This window comes from Dehalogenimonas sp. NIT-SK1 (assembly GCF_055384165.1).
On the sequence record NZ_AP042352.1, the window covers coordinates 1,623,898 to 1,641,244 of the forward strand.

Below are 17,347 nucleotides of genomic sequence, written 5' to 3' on the forward strand. Positions count from 1 at the left end.
ATGAGTTCATTCGAATTCCAAAGCGCAGTTGACTGGCTTTACAACTTCATTGATTATGAAACTACCGCCCGGACACGGGACCCCTCAAGGTTCGACCTGCGGCGGGTGGTGCTGCTGCTGGAGCAACTGGACAACCCCCACCTGAAAGCTAAAACTATTCACATTGCCGGTAGCAAGGGTAAAGGTTCCACCGCCGCCATGATACAGGCTGTGCTGATGCAAGCCGGGTTCAGAACCGCATTATACACCTCCCCTCACTTGGTAGAACTAACAGAGCGCTTCCGAATCAACAGGCAGGATATCAGCCCGGCGGAACTGACCTCCATTATCACCAGATTGAAGCCCCAGGTGGAGCACGTCAATACCGAAGACCGCTACGGCAAACTAACCACCTTTGAGATAATGACCGCCGTCGCGTTTGAGTTCTTCACGCAGCACCGTGCTGAATGGCAGGTTATCGAAGTCGGGCTGGGAGGACGACTGGACGCCACCAATGTAGTCAGGTCGGAACTGGCGGTCATCACCCCCATCAACCTGGAGCATACCGAAACCCTGGGTGATACCCTGGCCGAAATTGCCGCGGAAAAAGCAGGTATCATCAAGCCGGGTGTGGCTGTAGTAACCGCGCCACAGGCTGATGAGGCCATGGCAGCGATAAAAGAGCGCTGTCGACAACTCAAGGCACCACTGCACAAGTCAGACCCGGTTTCCATATCCGACGCCCGCTTTGAAAAAAACCGGCAGCTATTCAGTTTTAAAGGCAGATCAGGTGATTATGATATCGCCCTGCCGCTATTAGGCAGCTACCAACTCACCAACGCCGCTACGGCAATCACCGCCCTGGAAACACTGGCAGCACGGGGTGTTCAAATATCAGAAACCGACATTGAAACCGGACTAGGGTCCACTCGCTGGCCGGGACGATTCCAAATCATACGAGATCAACCTCTGACCATCCTGGACGGCGCCCACAATCCAGCAGCCATGCGGGCGTTGGCTGAAGCGGTCAGCAGCTTTCTGCCAGAACGACGGCAACCGGCAGTTCTGGTGATCGGGGCATCAGAAGATAAGGACATCATGTCCATGGCGGCTATATTATCACCGATATTCGATAACATCATTGCCGCCAACGCCAAACACCCGCGGTCAATGGACACCAGTCTCATCAACAACGCCTTCATAAAATATGGTAAAACCGTCTTGACAGCCTCGGACGTTGCCGTTGCGCTCAAGACCGGAATGGAACTGGCTGGTGACAGCGGACTACTGTGCGTGACCGGCTCCCTGTTTATAGTCGGGGAAGCCCTGAAGTTTTTCAAACAAACAAGCTGACGAACAATATTTTTCCCTATCTTTCACCTGAAATACCAAGTATAATATAGTTCAATAAGTTAAAGGAGGTGTTTTATGCCCGAAGATTTCAAACCCGGGTGCCAAAGACCCCCAATAAAAAAACCAGCCGCTGATACCGGCGCTGCAGCAGATGCAACACCAATAAAGGAGGCGAAACAATCCATGGTTAAAGTAGGCAAAGCAGCCCCTGATTTTACAGCCTCAGCCTTTTATAACGGTAAATTTGTCAACACCAGCCTTTCCGAATATAAGGGTAAGTGGGTACTATTATGCTTCTATCCCGGTGACTTTACTTTCGTCTGAGCAACAGAAATTTCAGCAGTTGCTGAAAAACACTCCGAACTCCAGGAACTGGGAGTCGAAGTCCTCTCAGTCAGCGTGGACAGTATTTTCGTGCACAAGATGTGGAATGACCACGAACTTTCCAAGATGATTAACCGGGATATCCCCTTCGCCATGCTGTCCGATCAGGATGGCAGCATTGGCAAAATGTACGGTATCTACGATGATGATTCCGGCGTGGAGACCAGAGGCCGCTTTATCATCGACCCAGACGGCAACATCCAGGGTTTCGAGGTACTGACGCCGCCGGTGGGACGCAATGTGGCGGAGTCTATACGCCAGATCAAGGCATTCCAGCTGGTACGCAATTCCAAGGGCACCGAAGCTACACCTTCAGGCTGGAAACCGGGTAAGCAGACCCTGAAACCGGGTCCCGACCTGGTGGGCAACGTCTGGAAGGTCTGGAACGTCAAAGAAGCCTTTGACTAGTAGCGCTCGGGAAAATAGCAATATCAAAATTATTGACAGGGAGGCTCAGCAGAGTCTCCCTGTTTATTTATGTTGTTTGCCGGCCAGCCACCAATCCGGATGCCCAGGCCCAGCCGAGATTATACCCGCCGCGGCAGCCGTCAACATCCAGCACTTCACCCGCCAGATAAACTCCACCAGCTATTTTAGACTCCAGAGTTCCCGGATCGACCTCGCTGACGGCAACGCCGCCGGCGGTGAATTCGGCTTCATTCCAACCGCGGGTGCCGGCAATTTGAAAACGCCTCTTTTTCAGGCTCCTTACAACCGATTCAATATCACTCCGGTCAAGAAGTTCCTTCAATGCCAGCCCGAATTTATTGGGCAGAATGCCGGCCAGCATATCTTCCGGCGGCAGATTCATCTTCTGCCGTGAAATAAGCCGCCGCTTGATCTCATCCGCATCCAAGAATGGCACAAGGTCAACTTCTATCTCAGCCTCCGTACGGTGGCGATTCAGGGCAACCGAAACTTCTTCACTGATATCCAGAATACAAGTACCGGATAGCCCGTATTTGGTGAACAGGAGTTCACCGGACACCGATTCACCCGAAGTGCCGGCAATAACACTCCGTGCGGCGGCAAAAATCCGCTGCCCCTGCAACTGATGACACAAACGGTCTTTGACCACCAGCGGCACCGCTGAAGGTACCGGCTCTATTATGGTGTGCCCCAGCTTCCCGGCCAGTTCAAAGGCTCCACCATCAGCACCGAAAGACGGATAGGTTCGGCCACCGCCGGCGATGATTACCCGGCGGCAGGCAACTCGCTTGCCGGCATCTGATACAACCGACAGTTCATCAGCTTTCCTGACTACCTCAACGCAGTTAAAACCATATTCCACCGGGATAGACAACCGCATAAGTTCAAGTTCCAGGACCTTAAGGACCGAGGCTGCCTGATTAGTGCGGGGAAAAATCCGGCCGTCCTGAGAATAGGTTTCCAACCCCAGGTCATGGAAAAAACCTAAGATTTCTGCCTGACCGCATCGGTCAAAGACAGACCGAACCAAGTCCCGGGCGGCGGAATTATATCGGTTCTCATCCAGAATATCATTCAGAAGATTGCAACGGCCGTTACCGGTAGCCAGGATTTTCTTGCCCAGAAAACGGGTTTTTTCACATATCAGCACCCGACCACCGCTTCGGGCAGAACCAATAGCGGCACAGATACCGGCAGCTCCACCGCCGATAACAACGGTTAAATCATGAATCATCACCCAGGATTATACCTGAGAACGGACATGGGAGCGACCATGCCGACACCAGGGTAAATAAGAATCGCGCTAAAACTTGGTGATTCGGGCTTCCTCTGGCAGCATGGAGCCGAGAATTTTTTCCAGCGCCATGGTGTGGCAGCAGCGCCCCCAGGTAACAAAGAAGTCGCAATTACAGTGCCACTGACCATCTTTAAGCTGGGTATTATGAATATCGTTCTCACCCTGGAATTTGACGCTCAAATCGGTAAAGGAAATACGGTCCGGTTCCCGGGCGTAACGGGTGGCTTTCTCGATTTTGCCGATCAAACTGGATTGCATTTTACCCCTCCTCTTCTGTCTTCTAGAAATTAAAAAGCACCGCCGCTTATTATGCGCCAGTGCTGCAGCACCCCATTGTCAGGCTGCTGATTACCAGCATATTTTATTGTCCCTTAATGTTGTCATCACCCCTCCATTTTACCCCTCCGGAGGGGTGAAGTCCATACCCTTTTCCAGGGTTATTTTATTATGTTTTCTTGCTTTACCTAACCACGGCTATTAGCCTACAATAAAAAGATGAAAGCACTGTTGCAACGGGCCAGCCGAGCTGAGGTAAGGGTTGATGACCGAACTGTCGGGACCATCGGTTGTGGCCTGGCGGTGCTGGTCGGCGTTGCCGAAGGCGATACACAGGCAGATGTTGATTACCTGGCCAGCAAGCTGGTCAACCTGCGCATATTCTCTGATGACAATGGCAAGTTCAATCTTTCACTGCTGGATATCGGCGGCGAAGCGCTGCTGGTAAGCCAGTTCACCCTGCTGGCAGACACTCGCCGTGGTCGGCGTCCCGGGTTTACCGGAGCCGCGGCACCGGAGGAAGCCGACCGGCTTTTCAATGAACTGGTAGCAGCCGTGCGCCGAGATGGCGTCAAGACGGAAACGGGGCAATTCCAGGCACACATGCAGGTAGAACTGGTCAATGACGGCCCGGTAACCATCATGCTGGACTCCGCTGACCGGCTAAAACCAAGGTCCTGACTAGTCTCGTTTAATCTACTTTGATGTGGGTTTTTTCCGCTTCCGGTGCGGCGGCTTCGTCGGTTTTGACGATAGCCTCATCCAGCAGGCTCCGCAGCGCCAGCAGCATCTCTTTTTTGGCGCCCGCCAGGTGCTGGAAGGCTTCACCCTGCATTTTCTTCTTGATGTCCGGCGACTTGATCTTAATAGTCAGGTCTTCCCCGGGCTGAAATGAGATTTCAAACATACTGTCACTCATCTTTTTCCTCCTTTGCTCTTATTACTAGATGACTGCGGCGACGAGCCCGCCGGCTGGTCATCAATAAAGCGGATATTCAAAATATGGTCCTTCATAGCGGCACCTTCAACCTTCAGCCTGGTCAAAACGTGGGGCAAAATAATAGAACGGCGGTAGCTGCCGACTTTGACATTTAGTTCATCCCGGTGGCGCACCAGGTCAATCTGTTCTTTTGAGGCGAAAGGCAGCACCAGTTTAAGAATGTAGCCCTCAGTGGTCTTTTCCACTGCCTGTACCTGCCCCTGGTAGTATAATTTGGACGGGTCATCATCGCCGTACACACCGCGGGCCATGCGCCGCAGCATTTCCAGGCCGACCACTTCCTGGTCCAAAAGCGGCATGTTGAGTATCGGCAGCGGTGAGAAAGCCTGGTCAATATACTCCCGGTATTTTAGCTGACTGGCTTTCCAGTTGGTAAAATAATCATCCCGAAGCCCTTCCGGCAGAATGCGGTTGACTATGACCGCGTCGGTGGCATATCCGAACAGATTAAGGTAGGTCAGCGTCCGCTGGGCTTCCTTGATGACCATTTTTTCAGGATTGACCACCAGCCGCACTGACGAACGCTGGCCGTCTATCAGCAGTTTGTGGACATCCTCCAGTTCAGCATAAAGCTCGGCCACGGCATCCAACACGTTATTGCCGGGAAGGGGAATGTCGGAGACAGCGCCGACCACCGGGCGCATCACCGAGGCGACCCGCCGCTGAATGGGGAACAGGCGGTTCATCCACCACTGCATCATGTCCGGGAAGGAAAGCAGCCGCAGCGTTTCGCCGGTGGGAGCCGAATCCACCACCACCAGGTCATAATTGCCCTCTTTCTGGTAGCGGGAAATGTAAAGCAGATTGGCCAGCTCTTCCATGCCCGGCAGCACCGCCACCTCATCGGCGACCACGCCACCCATGCCGCGCCAGGCCATTAAAGCCGAGATGTAACGCTGGATGGTGCCCCAGTAATCCTCCATGGTCTGGTAAATCTCAATCTCCTGTCCCCAGAGATTGGGCAGGATCCGGCGGGGTTCATTGCCAAGCTGCAGGTCCAGCGAATCCGAAAGACTGTGGGCGATATCGGTGGAAAGCACCATGGTGCGGTGCCCCTGCTCGGCGGCACGGACAGCGGTGGCCGCGGCCAGACTGGTCTTGCCGACACCACCTTTTCCGGTAAAAAGGATGACTCTCATGCCGAAGCCTCCGATTGACAGTATATACCCTGCTAAGTATAATTGACACTTGCCTGTAATCCAAAACACGCCGAAGTGGCGGAACGGCAGACGCGCTACGTTCAGGGCGTAGTGTCCGCAAGGGCGTGAGAGTTCAAATCTCTCCTTCGGCACCATTTACAGGTTACGGGCGCTTGTAGCTCAGATGGATAGAGCGCAGCCCTGCGGAGGCTGAGGTCGTGGGTTCGAGCCCCGCCAAGCGCGCCACACTTTCCGCACCCCACAGTAACCATCCCGGAATTGTTTTTGTTTCTGCACCCCTGTTACCGCCTCACAGAAACGACTCCTCTTTTCCAGCTTTGGGATTTTTACCTCTAATCGTGAGTCGTTTTGCCAATTCAAACATATTCAAATAATTCAATGTTTTTGGTTAACAGTTCGTAGTTGTCAGTTTATAGTGTTCAGTTTTATGGGGGAATGGGTCATCCGCTGTCGCGGGTAATGACAGATCCGCGGGTAGGAAATTCTAATACCGTAACTGGGGACGCGGGAAAACTCAAATTTCAAGCACCAAATAACAAACAAGATTCAGTTTTCTTAGTTTATAGTTCTCAGTTTTCAGTTGTTAGTAGTTAAGAGTTTATAGTTTTCAGTTTATGGATTCCCGGCTTTCGCCAAGGATGACGGTTTGTGAGTAACCATTTCTCAGTTATCAACGTATTACACCAGGGGATTGGAATTTTACGGTTGAAACGAAGGAAACGACTCTAATGTTACGAAGGAAAAAGATAAATTCACTATTGGATTCGTTTTCCAAAAGGGCATCTAAACAAATAATCTTTATACCAATAGAACATTTACAGAACAAATGATAGCATAGAATCCGTTCTGGAGCAAGGGGCAAAGGTTACACTTATGGGGATTGGCTCAACGGTCCAAAGCTGTATATACCAAATTTTAACAATTTTGGGTATTTAGTCGTCAACTTTATCTTATCAAGACACCAGGGCAAATACTTTCTGACCGACAACAAGATACTCTTCAAAACCAGCATCTTTTACAGCAGAGAGGCTTTTGGTCTAAAATAGCAAGATAACAGGGGCGGTTAGCTCAGTTGGTTAGAGCACCTGCTTTACACGCAGGGGGTCATAGGTTCGAGTCCTATACCGCCCACCAGTTGTCCTTAGACGACAAGTTCCATTGTCAAAACCAGCCTAACTTTTAACCATATTATTAGTTCTTCTATTCAATCTTCAAAGAAGAAATTTATTACTGTTATCTATTACTATTTTGATTATTTATAATCGTCTACTACCCATTTATAACTGCTTGCACCCATAAACTATCATTCACCATCATGCCAACCCGTTCAATTATTCTACTGTTATTAACGAACCAATGTAACGGACATTTATTGTTGGGTAAACAGCCTAAAGTAATATCATATGCTGCTTTAGTAGCATTATGATACCCAATAAAGGGTATCATAATGCTTAGACTAAAACTACTTTTTTATATTGTTATTAATAATATTAGTCACTATAATAACTTCTAAAGCCTATATTAACAATGTTATAAGGAGTATTAATATGATATTGCCTTTCTGGAGAGACAGAATGGCGGCGGGGAAGACCGTAAAGTATTAAAATTAATTCTAAGGAGAAGAAGATGGCTAAATTCCATTCTACTGTTTCCCGCAGAGATTTTATGAAAGCACTCGGTTTTGCGGGAGCGGGTATCGGGGCCACAGCTGCATTAACACCACAGTTTAATGACCTTGACGAGGTTATGGGTTCTTCTAATGCCGTAAATACTAGACCATGGTGGGTCAAAGAGAGAGATTTACTTGATCCCACTATTGATATTGACTGGGATATTGTCAGCAGGTTTGACCGACGCAATCAAGCCCAAAACAGCAACATTGAAGATCATTATTACGGGCAACAAATGATTGATGCCCGTAATGGACAAAGCGCAGAAAAAGCGAGAAGAATAGCAGAGGGAGGCCCTGGATACACCCGTAAGACCCAGGCTTTTGCTGACGCGTACGGTCAAGTTCGTGGAGTAGCTCATGTCGAAGCAGACTTCGGCGGACTTACCCATCCAGGCACAAAGACTCCAGAAGAACTTGGGGTTCCCAAATGGCAGGGGACTCCAGAGGAAAACTCCAAATTACTGACCGCAGCTGCACGAATTTTTGGTGCTGCCTATATGGGTTATGCACACTTAGATTCAACATACCGCAATAAACTTGTGTGTTCCCATACTACCAAGAAAACGGCCCGCTTTGTATATGAAAACGCTGATAAAGGTTACGCAGCACCAGATCCTACCGGAGAAATGAATGAAAAATGGGTTATTCCTAATCATGACATGTGGTCCATCACTATCGGTGTTCCAGAATCACTCTTTGCTACCAAAACCGCACCTTCTTTAATAAGCAAGGCTAATATGTACGGCACTGTCAATATGCATCGGGCTTATGCCGGCGTCGGTAACTTTCTGCATACTCTAGGTTATCAGCTAACCGGAAAACTTGGTCACCAGACTATGCCTCTTAATGTTGGCGCATCCTGTGTACTCACAGGTATCGCCGAACAAAGCCGCCAGAATCTTTATGTCCTGACACCGGATTCTGGCCCCCGCATTAATCCCGAAAACGTTTTGACTGACTTTCCGCTGGCTCCAACAAATCCCATTGACGCCGGAATGTGGAAGTTCTGCCATACTTGCGGTATCTGTGCCGACAACTGCCCAGGTGGATGGATCAGTTTCGAAAAAGAACCTACCTACGAACCACCAGATGTCAATGGAAAATCAACCGCCAATATGACTCATGCTCTTGGCCCTAAGGCATTCTGGCTCGACGCTGCCGGCTGCCGCATGCAGTTCAAGCTTTGGGGCGGTACCTGTCACACCTGCTACTCCTTCTGCCCCTTCAATGAAGGCCGCGATGCCATTATTCACAATGCAGTTAAATTGACAGTAGCCAATGTAGGCCTCTTTAATGGCTTCTTTGCTACGCTTGGGCCTTTAATGGGTTATGGTTCTCGCGAAAAAGAAGCATGGTGGGACGAACCGCAATTAGTTGCCGGACTTGAATCAGACATATTTGTTAGATACCAATAATTGAGCCCTATATAGTAACGTAGCCACCATACCCCGGATGCGGTAATCCCGCATCCGGGGTATAAATAAGAACTATTCAACTATTTCTCATATCAACGAGGTGTCCTCTTGAAATACTACGCTACCGGTAAACAAACCGTCTATCCCGAAGATTACAAGACCAAGGTTGAGTTCCTGCGCAAGTCCCAGGAATGGATTAACCAGAAAATGGCCGATGGCATCCTGGAATCCGCTTATTCCTTTACCGCCGGCGGCGGCTTCCTTATCTTTAATGTTTCCTCCCACGAGGAACTCATTAAGCACCTCATTGACTTTCCCATGTACTGCCTCTCCGAGTTTACCGTCCACCCACTGGTAACTTTCAACGATAACGCCGACCTTATTATCGACGAATTCAAACAACTGGGTGTCTACCAGGATGAATAATACTCCTACCAATATCTACCACATCGCCTATACCCCCGAACTCAAGGAAATCTGCCTCTTCCTCTGGGGCTGCAACATGGACTGCGGAGGCTGCTACTGCCGCCGCCGCATCTACTCCCCCATGCTCAAGGACTTCCTCGGCGTTCACATAGACGACCCGGACGGCCATGCCGCACCGCCGGAGCGCTTCCTTACCCTTGGGGAACTGACCGATATCCTGGACCATTATGATTTCAATACCGTTATCATCGAGGGCCAGGAAGCTACCCTGGATCCCCAGTTCGCGGCGGTCACCAAGCTGCTGCACCAGCGATATGGCACCCATAACCTGCTGCTTACCAACGGCCTGGTTTTACCTGACCTATCTGACGTGGATAAGATTGAAGTGGGTATCAAGGCCTTCTCCGATGAACTGCACCGGGAATATACCGGCGTTTCCAATAAACCTATCCTTGATAACCTGGTAAGAATCTTTAAATCCGGCAAGGAAGTATTCGTAGAATCCGTCTTGATCCCCGGCTACATTGACACTGATGAGATTGAAGCCATCGCTCAATTCATGGCCTCCCTCTCCCCTGATATGCGCTTTGTCATCCTGCCCTACTTCAAATCAGGCGACAATCCCTGGCGCAGGCCTTCTCCCTCAGAAATGGAAGCCGCGGCAAAGGCGGCCAGCAAGCATCTCCATAAAGTCATCTTCTTCCGCGGTGATGAGCAGCTTAAATATGAGGTGTTTTCGGCTTTTCCCAAAATAAGTGAAGTTGATGACTATTTGGAACAAGTCAGAAACGGTGAGAAACAAACTGAATCTCTCTTTGTTTAGTCAAACCTAAAATAGTATAATCTCACTGTTATGTAATAACTCGCACGGCTGGCGAGGTGTTAAGGACTCACCTCGCTATTTGTTTCACTATCAATCCAACCGGAATAATTATGAAAATACTGCTTGAAATTCCCTCAAGGGCGCTCGGCGCCCAGCCTGGTTATACCAAATTTCCAGACGAAATACTGTTAATGGCTTCTTACCTGGAAAAAGCCGGCCACCAAATTAAAATCCATGACTGCAATCTCGACAATCTCCAACCTGCTGACCTGGTGGATTACGCACCCGATATTATCGGTTTTTCCGTCGCTACCGGCCCGAACATAGCTGATTCTCTCACCCGCGGCAGGCAATACAAACAATTATTACCAGAATCAAAAGTTGTGTGGGGATTCCGTCATCCCAGCGCATTACCGGAACAAACACTGAAAGAGTCTACGATAGACTATGTGATTATCGGTGCCGGTGAGGAAACCATGGCAGAGTTAGCAAACTACCTGGAAGACAGTGAGGCCGATATAACTTCAATAAAAGGCCTGGCTTTCAGGGATTCGCGAAACAAAGTTGTTATCAATGAACCCAGACCGTTTATTTCCAGTTTGGATCTTCTGCCGGACCCCGCCTGGCATTTAGTTGACCTGAAAAAATACTGGGACGTAAGCCTGATAGTAAGCCGCGGGTGTCCTTACAACTGTACTTTTTGCGATGACAAGATGTTTCATCGGGGGTACATAGGTGACCTGTCGGCTGAACGAATAGTGTCTCAGATGGAGAAACTCCATCACCAGTACGGAGTAAATCACATCCTGTTCTCCGGGGAAAACTTTGCGCTTAATCACCAGAGACTCCGGGAATTCTGCGAACTTGTTATAAGCAAAAAGCTCAAAATGACCTGGAGCTGCCGCGTCAGCGGCGGACTGGAAAAAGAAGATATCGCTTTGATGGCAAAAAGCGGCTGCACCGCGGTGATCCTTGAAATAGAAACCGGTTGCCAGCGAGTCAGGCAGGAATTACTCAATAAGGGTTCTGTCCAGGAAATGGAGGACACCTTCTGGCAGTTAACCAAACACAAGATAATGCCGACATTATTCATCATGTATGGATTCCCCACCGAAACCGAGGAAGAGTTCCAGATGAGTCTAACAATGCTAAAAAAACTCGGTTACCCGCCATACATGTATATGAAATACGTTCCATATCCAGGTACTGAATTATTTGATTACTGTGTAGAGCATAAAATATTTCCTGAACCTCAATCACTGGAAGACTGGGTGGACTTTCACATGAACTTCCTGGTTGACGTTAACCTGAGCCAAGTCCCTCAGGCCATGATTGATGAAGCTCTAGAAGAATACAGAAGCACCTACGGTGAACGCCGACTGATGTTTACGCTGAAGCACAACCCGAAATATTTCCTGAAGGCCATTAAAAACCCCCGGCAATTTTTTAAGGACCTGAGAAATTTAATCAGATATTCAATGTTTTATCGGTCAAAAAGGGGGAAATCCGCTTAAGGCGATTCATTTTAACCTCATCCTATATTCTTTCAGCATTTCAAATACTATTAATCCAAAAAAATCTAGTTACCTCTTTTTCACTCCAACCGTTTTAGAATTAAGCTTCACGGCTTAATTTCAGAGGGAGGCAAATGCCTCCCTCTGAATCTCTTGAGCTAAAGCAAACTAAGGCTATCGCCAAGTAGTAGATGTTTCAGTTCCAAACCTCGGTAGTTCTATTTTCCCTTCCCAGAAGGCATTGATATTATCAGGCTCTTTCATCTTTTCTTCACCATAGCCCATAGCGTCATCCATATTCCTGAAGAAACTATTAAAAAGAGGGGTGAATTTACTAGTTGTCATCACCAGTTCATGAACTGACGATTTACCTTTACCCTTGAAGGGACAATTCACTCCGCAACCCCAGGTACCACAAATATCATACATCGGACGGCAATCAGGCATTGAGTACCACCAATGAGAGTAAAATGCCGGCTCGTTGATACCGGGTTCCTGCCTGAATACTTCAGGAGTTTTAGCTTCGAATGCACTGCGGTTAGGCCAACGCTGCCATGGACCAATAGGCTCCCAACTGGGTTCCTTAATAATTTCACCGGTTGGGTCACCTTGCCGGCTAAGAGCGCCACCCGGGCATAGCTCAGCACACTTCATGCAGGTATAGCAAAAGCGGTGAATACCGGCATCAATGGGTTTAGTAGGAGCAAGTTCCAAATCAGTTATGATACTGGAACATTCACCATGGACAGCACCGAATCTAGGTGAAATAGCCAAATTATTTCTACCCAACTCCGCAGTACCCCCGAGAATAGCCATTCCGATGTTTTCCGATAGGTTATTTGTATAGTCCAACGGACCGATAGCTTGATAACCGAGTCCATGCAAAAAGGCTTGGATTCGAAGCTGAACCTGGCGGCCTTCCGGATACCGTAAACCGCCTTCTTCAGCAAATCTTCCCAGCCAATGATGACTCTCATCAAAATTGAATTGAATTACCCAGCGACATTTATTAGGTATCACTCTTTTACCATCATTATTGGGGGCACGAGTGGTACTAACAGTTCCGGTAAAATAAGCTTGATCAACATCTTCAAAAACATAAGGTTTGCCATCATGGAATTCATGGCTATGAATCATATTCCTGCTGGTAGAAGGATTAAGTTCGACGATAGAGATATCAGACGCACCTAGCAAAATGCACACCTGGCGAAGCATAACCGCAGCTTCTTCCGGTGTGCCACTCCATTTTGGCACCTTCAAGTCTTCAGGGGTTGTGACCTTAGGCCCAATAAACCCATCCGGGGTATATGCGTTAAAACCGAGACCGGGTGAAAAAAGAACCCCAGTCAAGGCACGATTTCTCAAATCATAGAACGGGTCATTTGATTTAAGACCCTGTTCACGCCTCTGTGCGTTTTCAGCATAGAGCCGATCAGCAGTACCTGCCCCATCGCGCAAATTGATCCATGCCTCTCCCTCTTTCTTGCCTTGCCAACTGCATTGATTTACGTGTCTAAAATCCGCTCTTGTTACCTTACTCCAATCGATATCCACCGTAGTTTTATCGTATTCCAGTTGCTGCACCCACCAAGGCCATTCATGAACAGCAGGGCTTGCGGAAATCATTTCATCAAAATCATGAAATACAGGTGAAACCAGAGAAGCTAATCCCAAGCCAGTTCCCGTTATGCCAAGGCCTTTCATAAAATCTCGCCTACTTACCGTGGAATGGAATTGTTGCATACACTTACCTCCTCGTACTTGTTGTGTCAATTTCTCCATTTTATCCGGTCTCTCCCGGAAGCCAGATGCCATACAACCTCCTATCGTATATATGTAATTACATCCTAAATATACTATTTTTTTATACTTATACCATCGTACTTAAGTATTAATACATCTACGCATTAAGATACTTGTAGAGGTATCATCCAGCTACAAAAAAATAGATGGGTACAGGCTACTGGGCAAGTGAACAGCATAAGCTTTAAGTCCAAACAGATTTATGTTGAATTTGTGATATATGACTACCACACCGGGATATTTAGTATTCAACCTTCACCCGGCAGCCTGAATTACACCTACTATAAGCACTTGATAAATGAGAAATAGGTAGGGGGACATAAATGTCCCCCCTACCGAATACGTTATAGAAATAGCCACAGTAAATTACTGATAGTCTATACCCATAGTTCCATCAACACCGTAGATCGGCATTTCAATATCCCATAGCTCTTCAGCCCGCTCGTTGGAATGACCGTCATAGTTAGCAGCCGAACGGCCATAACCAAAGATATCATCCATCTCTCTGAAGAAGCCATTGAATAACGGTGTAGTGGCAACGGTAGCCGATACCCACTGGTGGATTGAAGCATCATCACCCTTGGTAAAGGTACAGGCGCCAAAACAACGACCATTGGAGCAATTACCAGGGGTGGCTTTCCACATTCGGCACATGATCTGGTCATCCCACATAGCCTTGTGGCCAAAGTTGCGATAGCCGGTAACGCCACCGGTGGCATGTTGGTCTATTTCCCAGCTGGGCTCGTCGGCAGCCCAGGGACCACCTAAACCACAAGCGTCATGACACTTCTTACAGGTGTGGCAGAATTTAAAAAGACCCGCGTCTATCGGTTTGGTTTCAGCCAAAGGCAGATTAGTAACGATTACCCAGGTACCGACCACCGGCCCATGTGGTGTCGGGGTCATACCACGGTTTACGCGGCTCATTTCAGTAAGACCAGCCATAGTGCTGAAAGCAGGAGCAATACCCAGACCGTTAATCTGCGTACCTTCAACACCCTGACCCATACCCTGATATCCTATATAGCGTAAGAATTCTAAAGTGCAGTCGGTAGTGTTAGCCCAGCGCATATAACGACCGTGAGGAGCAAAACCCATCACGTGGCCTTCAAGCTGACGATTCGGGATAGATTCCTGATTGGTGAAAGCTATCGCCCAACGGTAGGAATCTGGTATAACATATTTGGTATCAATAGTGGGCGGATTAGGCCCGTCAACATAAGCTTCAGTGGCATTGTTTTCAAATACATACCTGCCCTTTCGGCCGGGTGCTCCATCGTAGATAAGCTTGCGGGTTGTTTCCGGATTTAACTCCACAGCGCCTACTGTAAAGGCGCCAAAACCACGCATAACATGCCTTATCATGCGCAGGTTTTCCTCAGGGGTACCTTCCCACTTTGGGACACCCTGCTCAGCAGGCGTGGGCGCTACCTGAGGGCCAAGAAATGATGACCTGGTAAAAGTACCGTGTACACCTGATGTCGCAGGCACCCTAAAGTTGAGCATGCCGCTGAAACCCCAGGCCTGATCCCTTAGAGTCAGCCCCGGAAGGCTGTTAATCATACCCTGTCTGGTAATATCAGCCCCCTCGGCCTGAAGCTGATTATACTCATCAATTTTACCGGATTCCGAAATCCACTTAGTACCAGAACCACGCATTGAGTCAAACTCATTAAAGCGTTTCATATTAGGCCAGTCGACCTCGATAGTGGGATTTTCAACGGTTTTAACCCACCAATGGTTTTTGTTTTCCGCTGTTGGTGCCGCCAGCATTTCATCAATATCATGAAATTGAGGTGCCATCAACGACGCCGCACCCAACCCAGCTCCTGAAAATCCAAGCGCTTTCATAAAATCCCTTCTGCTTAAAGTACTGTGAAATTTTGACATTGCAACCTCCTTTTAATGAACTGTAAATTTACTATAGTATGATAAACATTCTTTATCATCACTCAATAGTATTATATTTCGTAAGCATTTTGATACCGTAAAATAAAAAAAGTTATTAAGGGGGGGGCTGCTTTCAATAAAACGCATAAATAAAGCTAAAAAAGAGTCTAACTGGTGATGGTATCATTTGATACCATCACCAGTATCCAAAAGCTGATAGCAACATGCCCCTTAGTACGATGGCAAGAATGATAATCTGTAATAGAATGTATATTGGAAGTTGATAGAAAAAATGGTGTTGATGAATATTGCATCAAGTAAATAAATCAAGAAATACCTGGGGGTTACCAGCAACTCAAACGGCATCACTACCATATGTCAGGCCAGCTTAATTATAAGTTTCTCCCCATAAGAACATGGGGCAAAATACTCATAAACAAAGCCTGAAAAACGTATTACCCTGGTGTATTCAGCAAGGTGTAAAATATAATAGTCAAGATGACAATAGTGGTTATATTAAGAAATTTTAGCAAGAACGGCAACCTGCTCCGTGAGTGAGCAGATCAATAAGGGGCGATAACAGAGATTGCTGAGTTTTATAACGCGGAGTATTAAATGAATTTAGTCTTGGCCAGGTCTTGTACCAATTCCTGTCCCTACTGCTTTGAGGCACCGGAGCGAAAAGAAGGGAAACGCGACCTGACATCCATGGAAAACATCGTGAAAGTGGCTGAATGGGCCCGAAAATCCAATTTGGCTTCTCTATCTCTCCTGGGGGGGGAACCGTTTCTACACCCAGAGCTGGCTAACATCGTCAGGCTATTCCACCGGGCCAATCCGGGCATGAATTTAAGATTGCTCACCGGCGGTATTTTCAACAAGAAGCTGCTTGACGACATCTCCCCCTATCATGTGGGGCTGGTTTTCAATATAAATGAACCCCAGGACTACCGAAACCCCAAACATTACAACAAAGTGATAAACAATGTAGAACTTGCCATTAAAAAAGGCTTTAACGTTGTACTAGGATTCAATGTATGGCGCCCGGATTTTGATACCAGTTTCATGCCCAATCTGGCCCACCGACTCGGCAGGACGAACTTTGCCTGGACGGTGGCCAATCCGGTACAGGGACTGGAATCCAAGGTGGTTGACGCGGAAAAATACAGCAGCCTGGCTGACCGTTGTTTTGAAATGTTGAAAAACGCGGCTGAACTGGGTATTGATGCACGCACCGATTGCCCTTTACCATACTGTTTTTTCAAAGATTTCCAATTGGGCTGGGTTACCCAGTATCACCCCAAGATGGCCGCCAACCTCGGTATATGCAATCCGATAATGGACATAACTCCGGAGCTGGATGTAATAAGATGCTTTGCCCTGTCCGGAATGCCGAGGGTAAAGCTGACCGATTTCAGGAATGAATGGGAACTCCGGGAATGGTTTGTCAAAAACATAGATGACCAGCTGCTCCAGGGCGGGTGCTATACAGAATGCCGGCAATGCGGCCATTTCAAACACGGGCGCTGCTACGGCGGCTGCCTGGCGTGGCACACCAAAGACCACAATGATCAAGATGCCAGACCCGTGGCACTCCGGCTCATTGAAAACATAAACACGGCACTTGAGGAAGAGAAGCCCGAACAGGCAATGAAATATTTCCGAGAAGCCGGCGGCTGGGCCAAGACGGATATTGCCACTTTTTCAGCGGCGGTGGCCGCCTCCCAAACGGAAAACTGGCGCCAGGCTTTTATCTGGGCTTGTGACGCACACCATATGTGCAGCAACAAAGAATTGACACAAGAAATAAACAACTTAATATCCTCCCTGCCGGCAGAAGCTTTTACCGATAATGCCGATGCTGGCAATTCAGATAAACCAGATTATGTCACCTGCCCCGGTCAGGACGGGTTGAAGGCCTGATAA

Annotated in this window: 14 protein-coding genes and 3 tRNA genes; 11 read left to right on the plus strand and 6 right to left on the minus strand. The window is 48.2% G+C overall.

The window, feature by feature from the left end:
• On the plus strand, nucleotides 1-1,332 hold the full coding sequence (locus tag ACZ48S_RS08475; RefSeq protein WP_464212607.1) for a bifunctional folylpolyglutamate synthase/dihydrofolate synthase: 1,332 nt from the start codon (nucleotides 1-3) through the stop codon (nucleotides 1,330-1,332).
• 75 nt (nucleotides 1,333-1,407) lie between these two features.
• Nucleotides 1,408-2,124: a thioredoxin-dependent peroxiredoxin gene (prxU, locus tag ACZ48S_RS08480; RefSeq protein WP_464212609.1), complete on the plus strand. Its 717-nt coding sequence runs from the start codon at nucleotides 1,408-1,410 to the stop codon at nucleotides 2,122-2,124.
• Between the two features lie 67 nt (nucleotides 2,125-2,191).
• Here prxU and ACZ48S_RS08485 read toward each other — a convergent pair whose 3' ends face one another.
• Together ACZ48S_RS08485 and ACZ48S_RS08490 are read right to left on the minus strand one after the other, a co-directional pair.
• Complete coding sequence (locus ACZ48S_RS08485) at nucleotides 2,192-3,379, minus strand: aminoacetone oxidase family FAD-binding enzyme (protein ID WP_464212611.1); 1,188 nt, start codon at nucleotides 3,377-3,379, stop codon at nucleotides 2,192-2,194.
• 69 nt (nucleotides 3,380-3,448) lie between these two features.
• Nucleotides 3,449-3,700, minus strand: coding sequence for a hypothetical protein (locus ACZ48S_RS08490; protein ID WP_464212613.1), 252 nt, complete (start codon nucleotides 3,698-3,700; stop codon nucleotides 3,449-3,451).
• Nucleotides 3,701-3,937: 237 nt separating this feature from the next.
• On the opposite strand from ACZ48S_RS08490, the gene dtd reads away from it, so the two are divergent.
• Nucleotides 3,938-4,399 (plus strand): D-aminoacyl-tRNA deacylase, encoded by a 462-nt coding sequence (gene dtd, locus ACZ48S_RS08495; RefSeq protein ID WP_464212615.1) that lies wholly within the window; start codon nucleotides 3,938-3,940, stop codon nucleotides 4,397-4,399.
• A 10-nt stretch (nucleotides 4,400-4,409) separates the two neighbouring features.
• On the opposite strand, the gene ACZ48S_RS08500 is transcribed toward dtd, so the two are convergent.
• Together ACZ48S_RS08500 and ACZ48S_RS08505 are read right to left on the minus strand one after the other, a co-directional pair.
• Complete coding sequence (locus tag ACZ48S_RS08500) at nucleotides 4,410-4,637, minus strand: hypothetical protein (RefSeq protein WP_464212617.1); 228 nt, start codon at nucleotides 4,635-4,637, stop codon at nucleotides 4,410-4,412.
• Nucleotides 4,634-5,857, minus strand: coding sequence for an ArsA family ATPase (locus ACZ48S_RS08505; RefSeq protein ID WP_464212619.1), 1,224 nt, complete (start codon nucleotides 5,855-5,857; stop codon nucleotides 4,634-4,636). The genes ACZ48S_RS08500 and ACZ48S_RS08505 overlap by 4 nt, the downstream gene beginning before the upstream one ends.
• A gap of 69 nt (nucleotides 5,858-5,926) precedes the next feature.
• Between ACZ48S_RS08505 and ACZ48S_RS08510 the strand changes: the two genes are divergently transcribed.
• The 7 genes from ACZ48S_RS08510 to ACZ48S_RS08540 all read left to right on the plus strand — a co-directional run bounded on the left by ACZ48S_RS08510 (nucleotide 5,927) and on the right by ACZ48S_RS08540 (nucleotide 11,728).
• Nucleotides 5,927-6,012: transfer RNA gene (locus tag ACZ48S_RS08510), tRNA-Leu, on the plus strand.
• A gap of 14 nt (nucleotides 6,013-6,026) precedes the next feature.
• Nucleotides 6,027-6,103, plus strand: a tRNA-Arg gene (locus ACZ48S_RS08515).
• A gap of 832 nt (nucleotides 6,104-6,935) precedes the next feature.
• Nucleotides 6,936-7,012, plus strand: a tRNA-Val gene (locus ACZ48S_RS08520).
• Between the two features lie 492 nt (nucleotides 7,013-7,504).
• Nucleotides 7,505-8,965, plus strand: a complete 1,461-nt coding sequence (locus ACZ48S_RS08525) for a reductive dehalogenase (protein ID WP_464212621.1) — start codon at nucleotides 7,505-7,507, stop codon at nucleotides 8,963-8,965.
• 108 nt (nucleotides 8,966-9,073) lie between these two features.
• Entirely contained in the window at nucleotides 9,074-9,391 is a 318-nt protein-coding gene (locus ACZ48S_RS08530; protein ID WP_464212623.1) for a hypothetical protein, read from the plus strand.
• Nucleotides 9,384-10,214, plus strand: coding sequence for a radical SAM protein (locus tag ACZ48S_RS08535; protein WP_464212624.1), 831 nt, complete (start codon nucleotides 9,384-9,386; stop codon nucleotides 10,212-10,214). The genes ACZ48S_RS08530 and ACZ48S_RS08535 overlap by 8 nt, the downstream gene beginning before the upstream one ends.
• A gap of 110 nt (nucleotides 10,215-10,324) precedes the next feature.
• Nucleotides 10,325-11,728, plus strand: coding sequence for a B12-binding domain-containing radical SAM protein (locus tag ACZ48S_RS08540; RefSeq protein WP_464212625.1), 1,404 nt, complete (start codon nucleotides 10,325-10,327; stop codon nucleotides 11,726-11,728).
• A gap of 174 nt (nucleotides 11,729-11,902) precedes the next feature.
• Here the strand turns inward: ACZ48S_RS08540 and ACZ48S_RS08545 are convergent, their stop codons facing one another.
• Nucleotides 11,903-13,471, minus strand: coding sequence for a reductive dehalogenase (locus tag ACZ48S_RS08545; RefSeq protein WP_464212627.1), 1,569 nt, complete (start codon nucleotides 13,469-13,471; stop codon nucleotides 11,903-11,905).
• Nucleotides 13,472-13,897: 426 nt separating this feature from the next.
• Nucleotides 13,898-15,421, minus strand: a complete 1,524-nt coding sequence (locus ACZ48S_RS08550; protein ID WP_464212629.1) for a reductive dehalogenase — start codon at nucleotides 15,419-15,421, stop codon at nucleotides 13,898-13,900.
• Between the two features lie 615 nt (nucleotides 15,422-16,036).
• Here ACZ48S_RS08550 and ACZ48S_RS08555 point away from each other — a divergent pair.
• Nucleotides 16,037-17,344, plus strand: coding sequence for a radical SAM protein (locus ACZ48S_RS08555; protein ID WP_464212631.1), 1,308 nt, complete (start codon nucleotides 16,037-16,039; stop codon nucleotides 17,342-17,344).
• Nucleotides 17,345-17,347 lie beyond the last annotated feature (3 nt).

Bases quoted from the DNA above. Each gene is read 5' to 3' on its own strand.
- ACZ48S_RS08555 (WP_464212631.1), top strand. From the start codon at position 16,037: ATGAATTTAGTCTTGGCCAGGTCTTGTACCAATTCCTGTCCCTACTGC.
- ACZ48S_RS08550 (WP_464212629.1), bottom strand. From the start codon at position 15,421: ATGTCAAAATTTCACAGTACTTTAAGCAGAAGGGATTTTATGAAAGCG.
- ACZ48S_RS08505 (WP_464212619.1), bottom strand. From the start codon at position 5,857: ATGAGAGTCATCCTTTTTACCGGAAAAGGTGGTGTCGGCAAGACCAGT.
- ACZ48S_RS08540 (WP_464212625.1), top strand. From the start codon at position 10,325: ATGAAAATACTGCTTGAAATTCCCTCAAGGGCGCTCGGCGCCCAGCCT.
- dtd (WP_464212615.1), top strand. From the start codon at position 3,938: ATGAAAGCACTGTTGCAACGGGCCAGCCGAGCTGAGGTAAGGGTTGAT.
- ACZ48S_RS08535 (WP_464212624.1), top strand. From the start codon at position 9,384: ATGAATAATACTCCTACCAATATCTACCACATCGCCTATACCCCCGAA.
- ACZ48S_RS08475 (WP_464212607.1), top strand. From the start codon at position 1: ATGAGTTCATTCGAATTCCAAAGCGCAGTTGACTGGCTTTACAACTTC.
- ACZ48S_RS08545 (WP_464212627.1), bottom strand. From the start codon at position 13,471: ATGCAACAATTCCATTCCACGGTAAGTAGGCGAGATTTTATGAAAGGC.
- ACZ48S_RS08525 (WP_464212621.1), top strand. From the start codon at position 7,505: ATGGCTAAATTCCATTCTACTGTTTCCCGCAGAGATTTTATGAAAGCA.
- ACZ48S_RS08485 (WP_464212611.1), bottom strand. From the start codon at position 3,379: ATGATTCATGATTTAACCGTTGTTATCGGCGGTGGAGCTGCCGGTATC.
- ACZ48S_RS08490 (WP_464212613.1), bottom strand. From the start codon at position 3,700: ATGCAATCCAGTTTGATCGGCAAAATCGAGAAAGCCACCCGTTACGCC.
- ACZ48S_RS08500 (WP_464212617.1), bottom strand. From the start codon at position 4,637: ATGAGTGACAGTATGTTTGAAATCTCATTTCAGCCCGGGGAAGACCTG.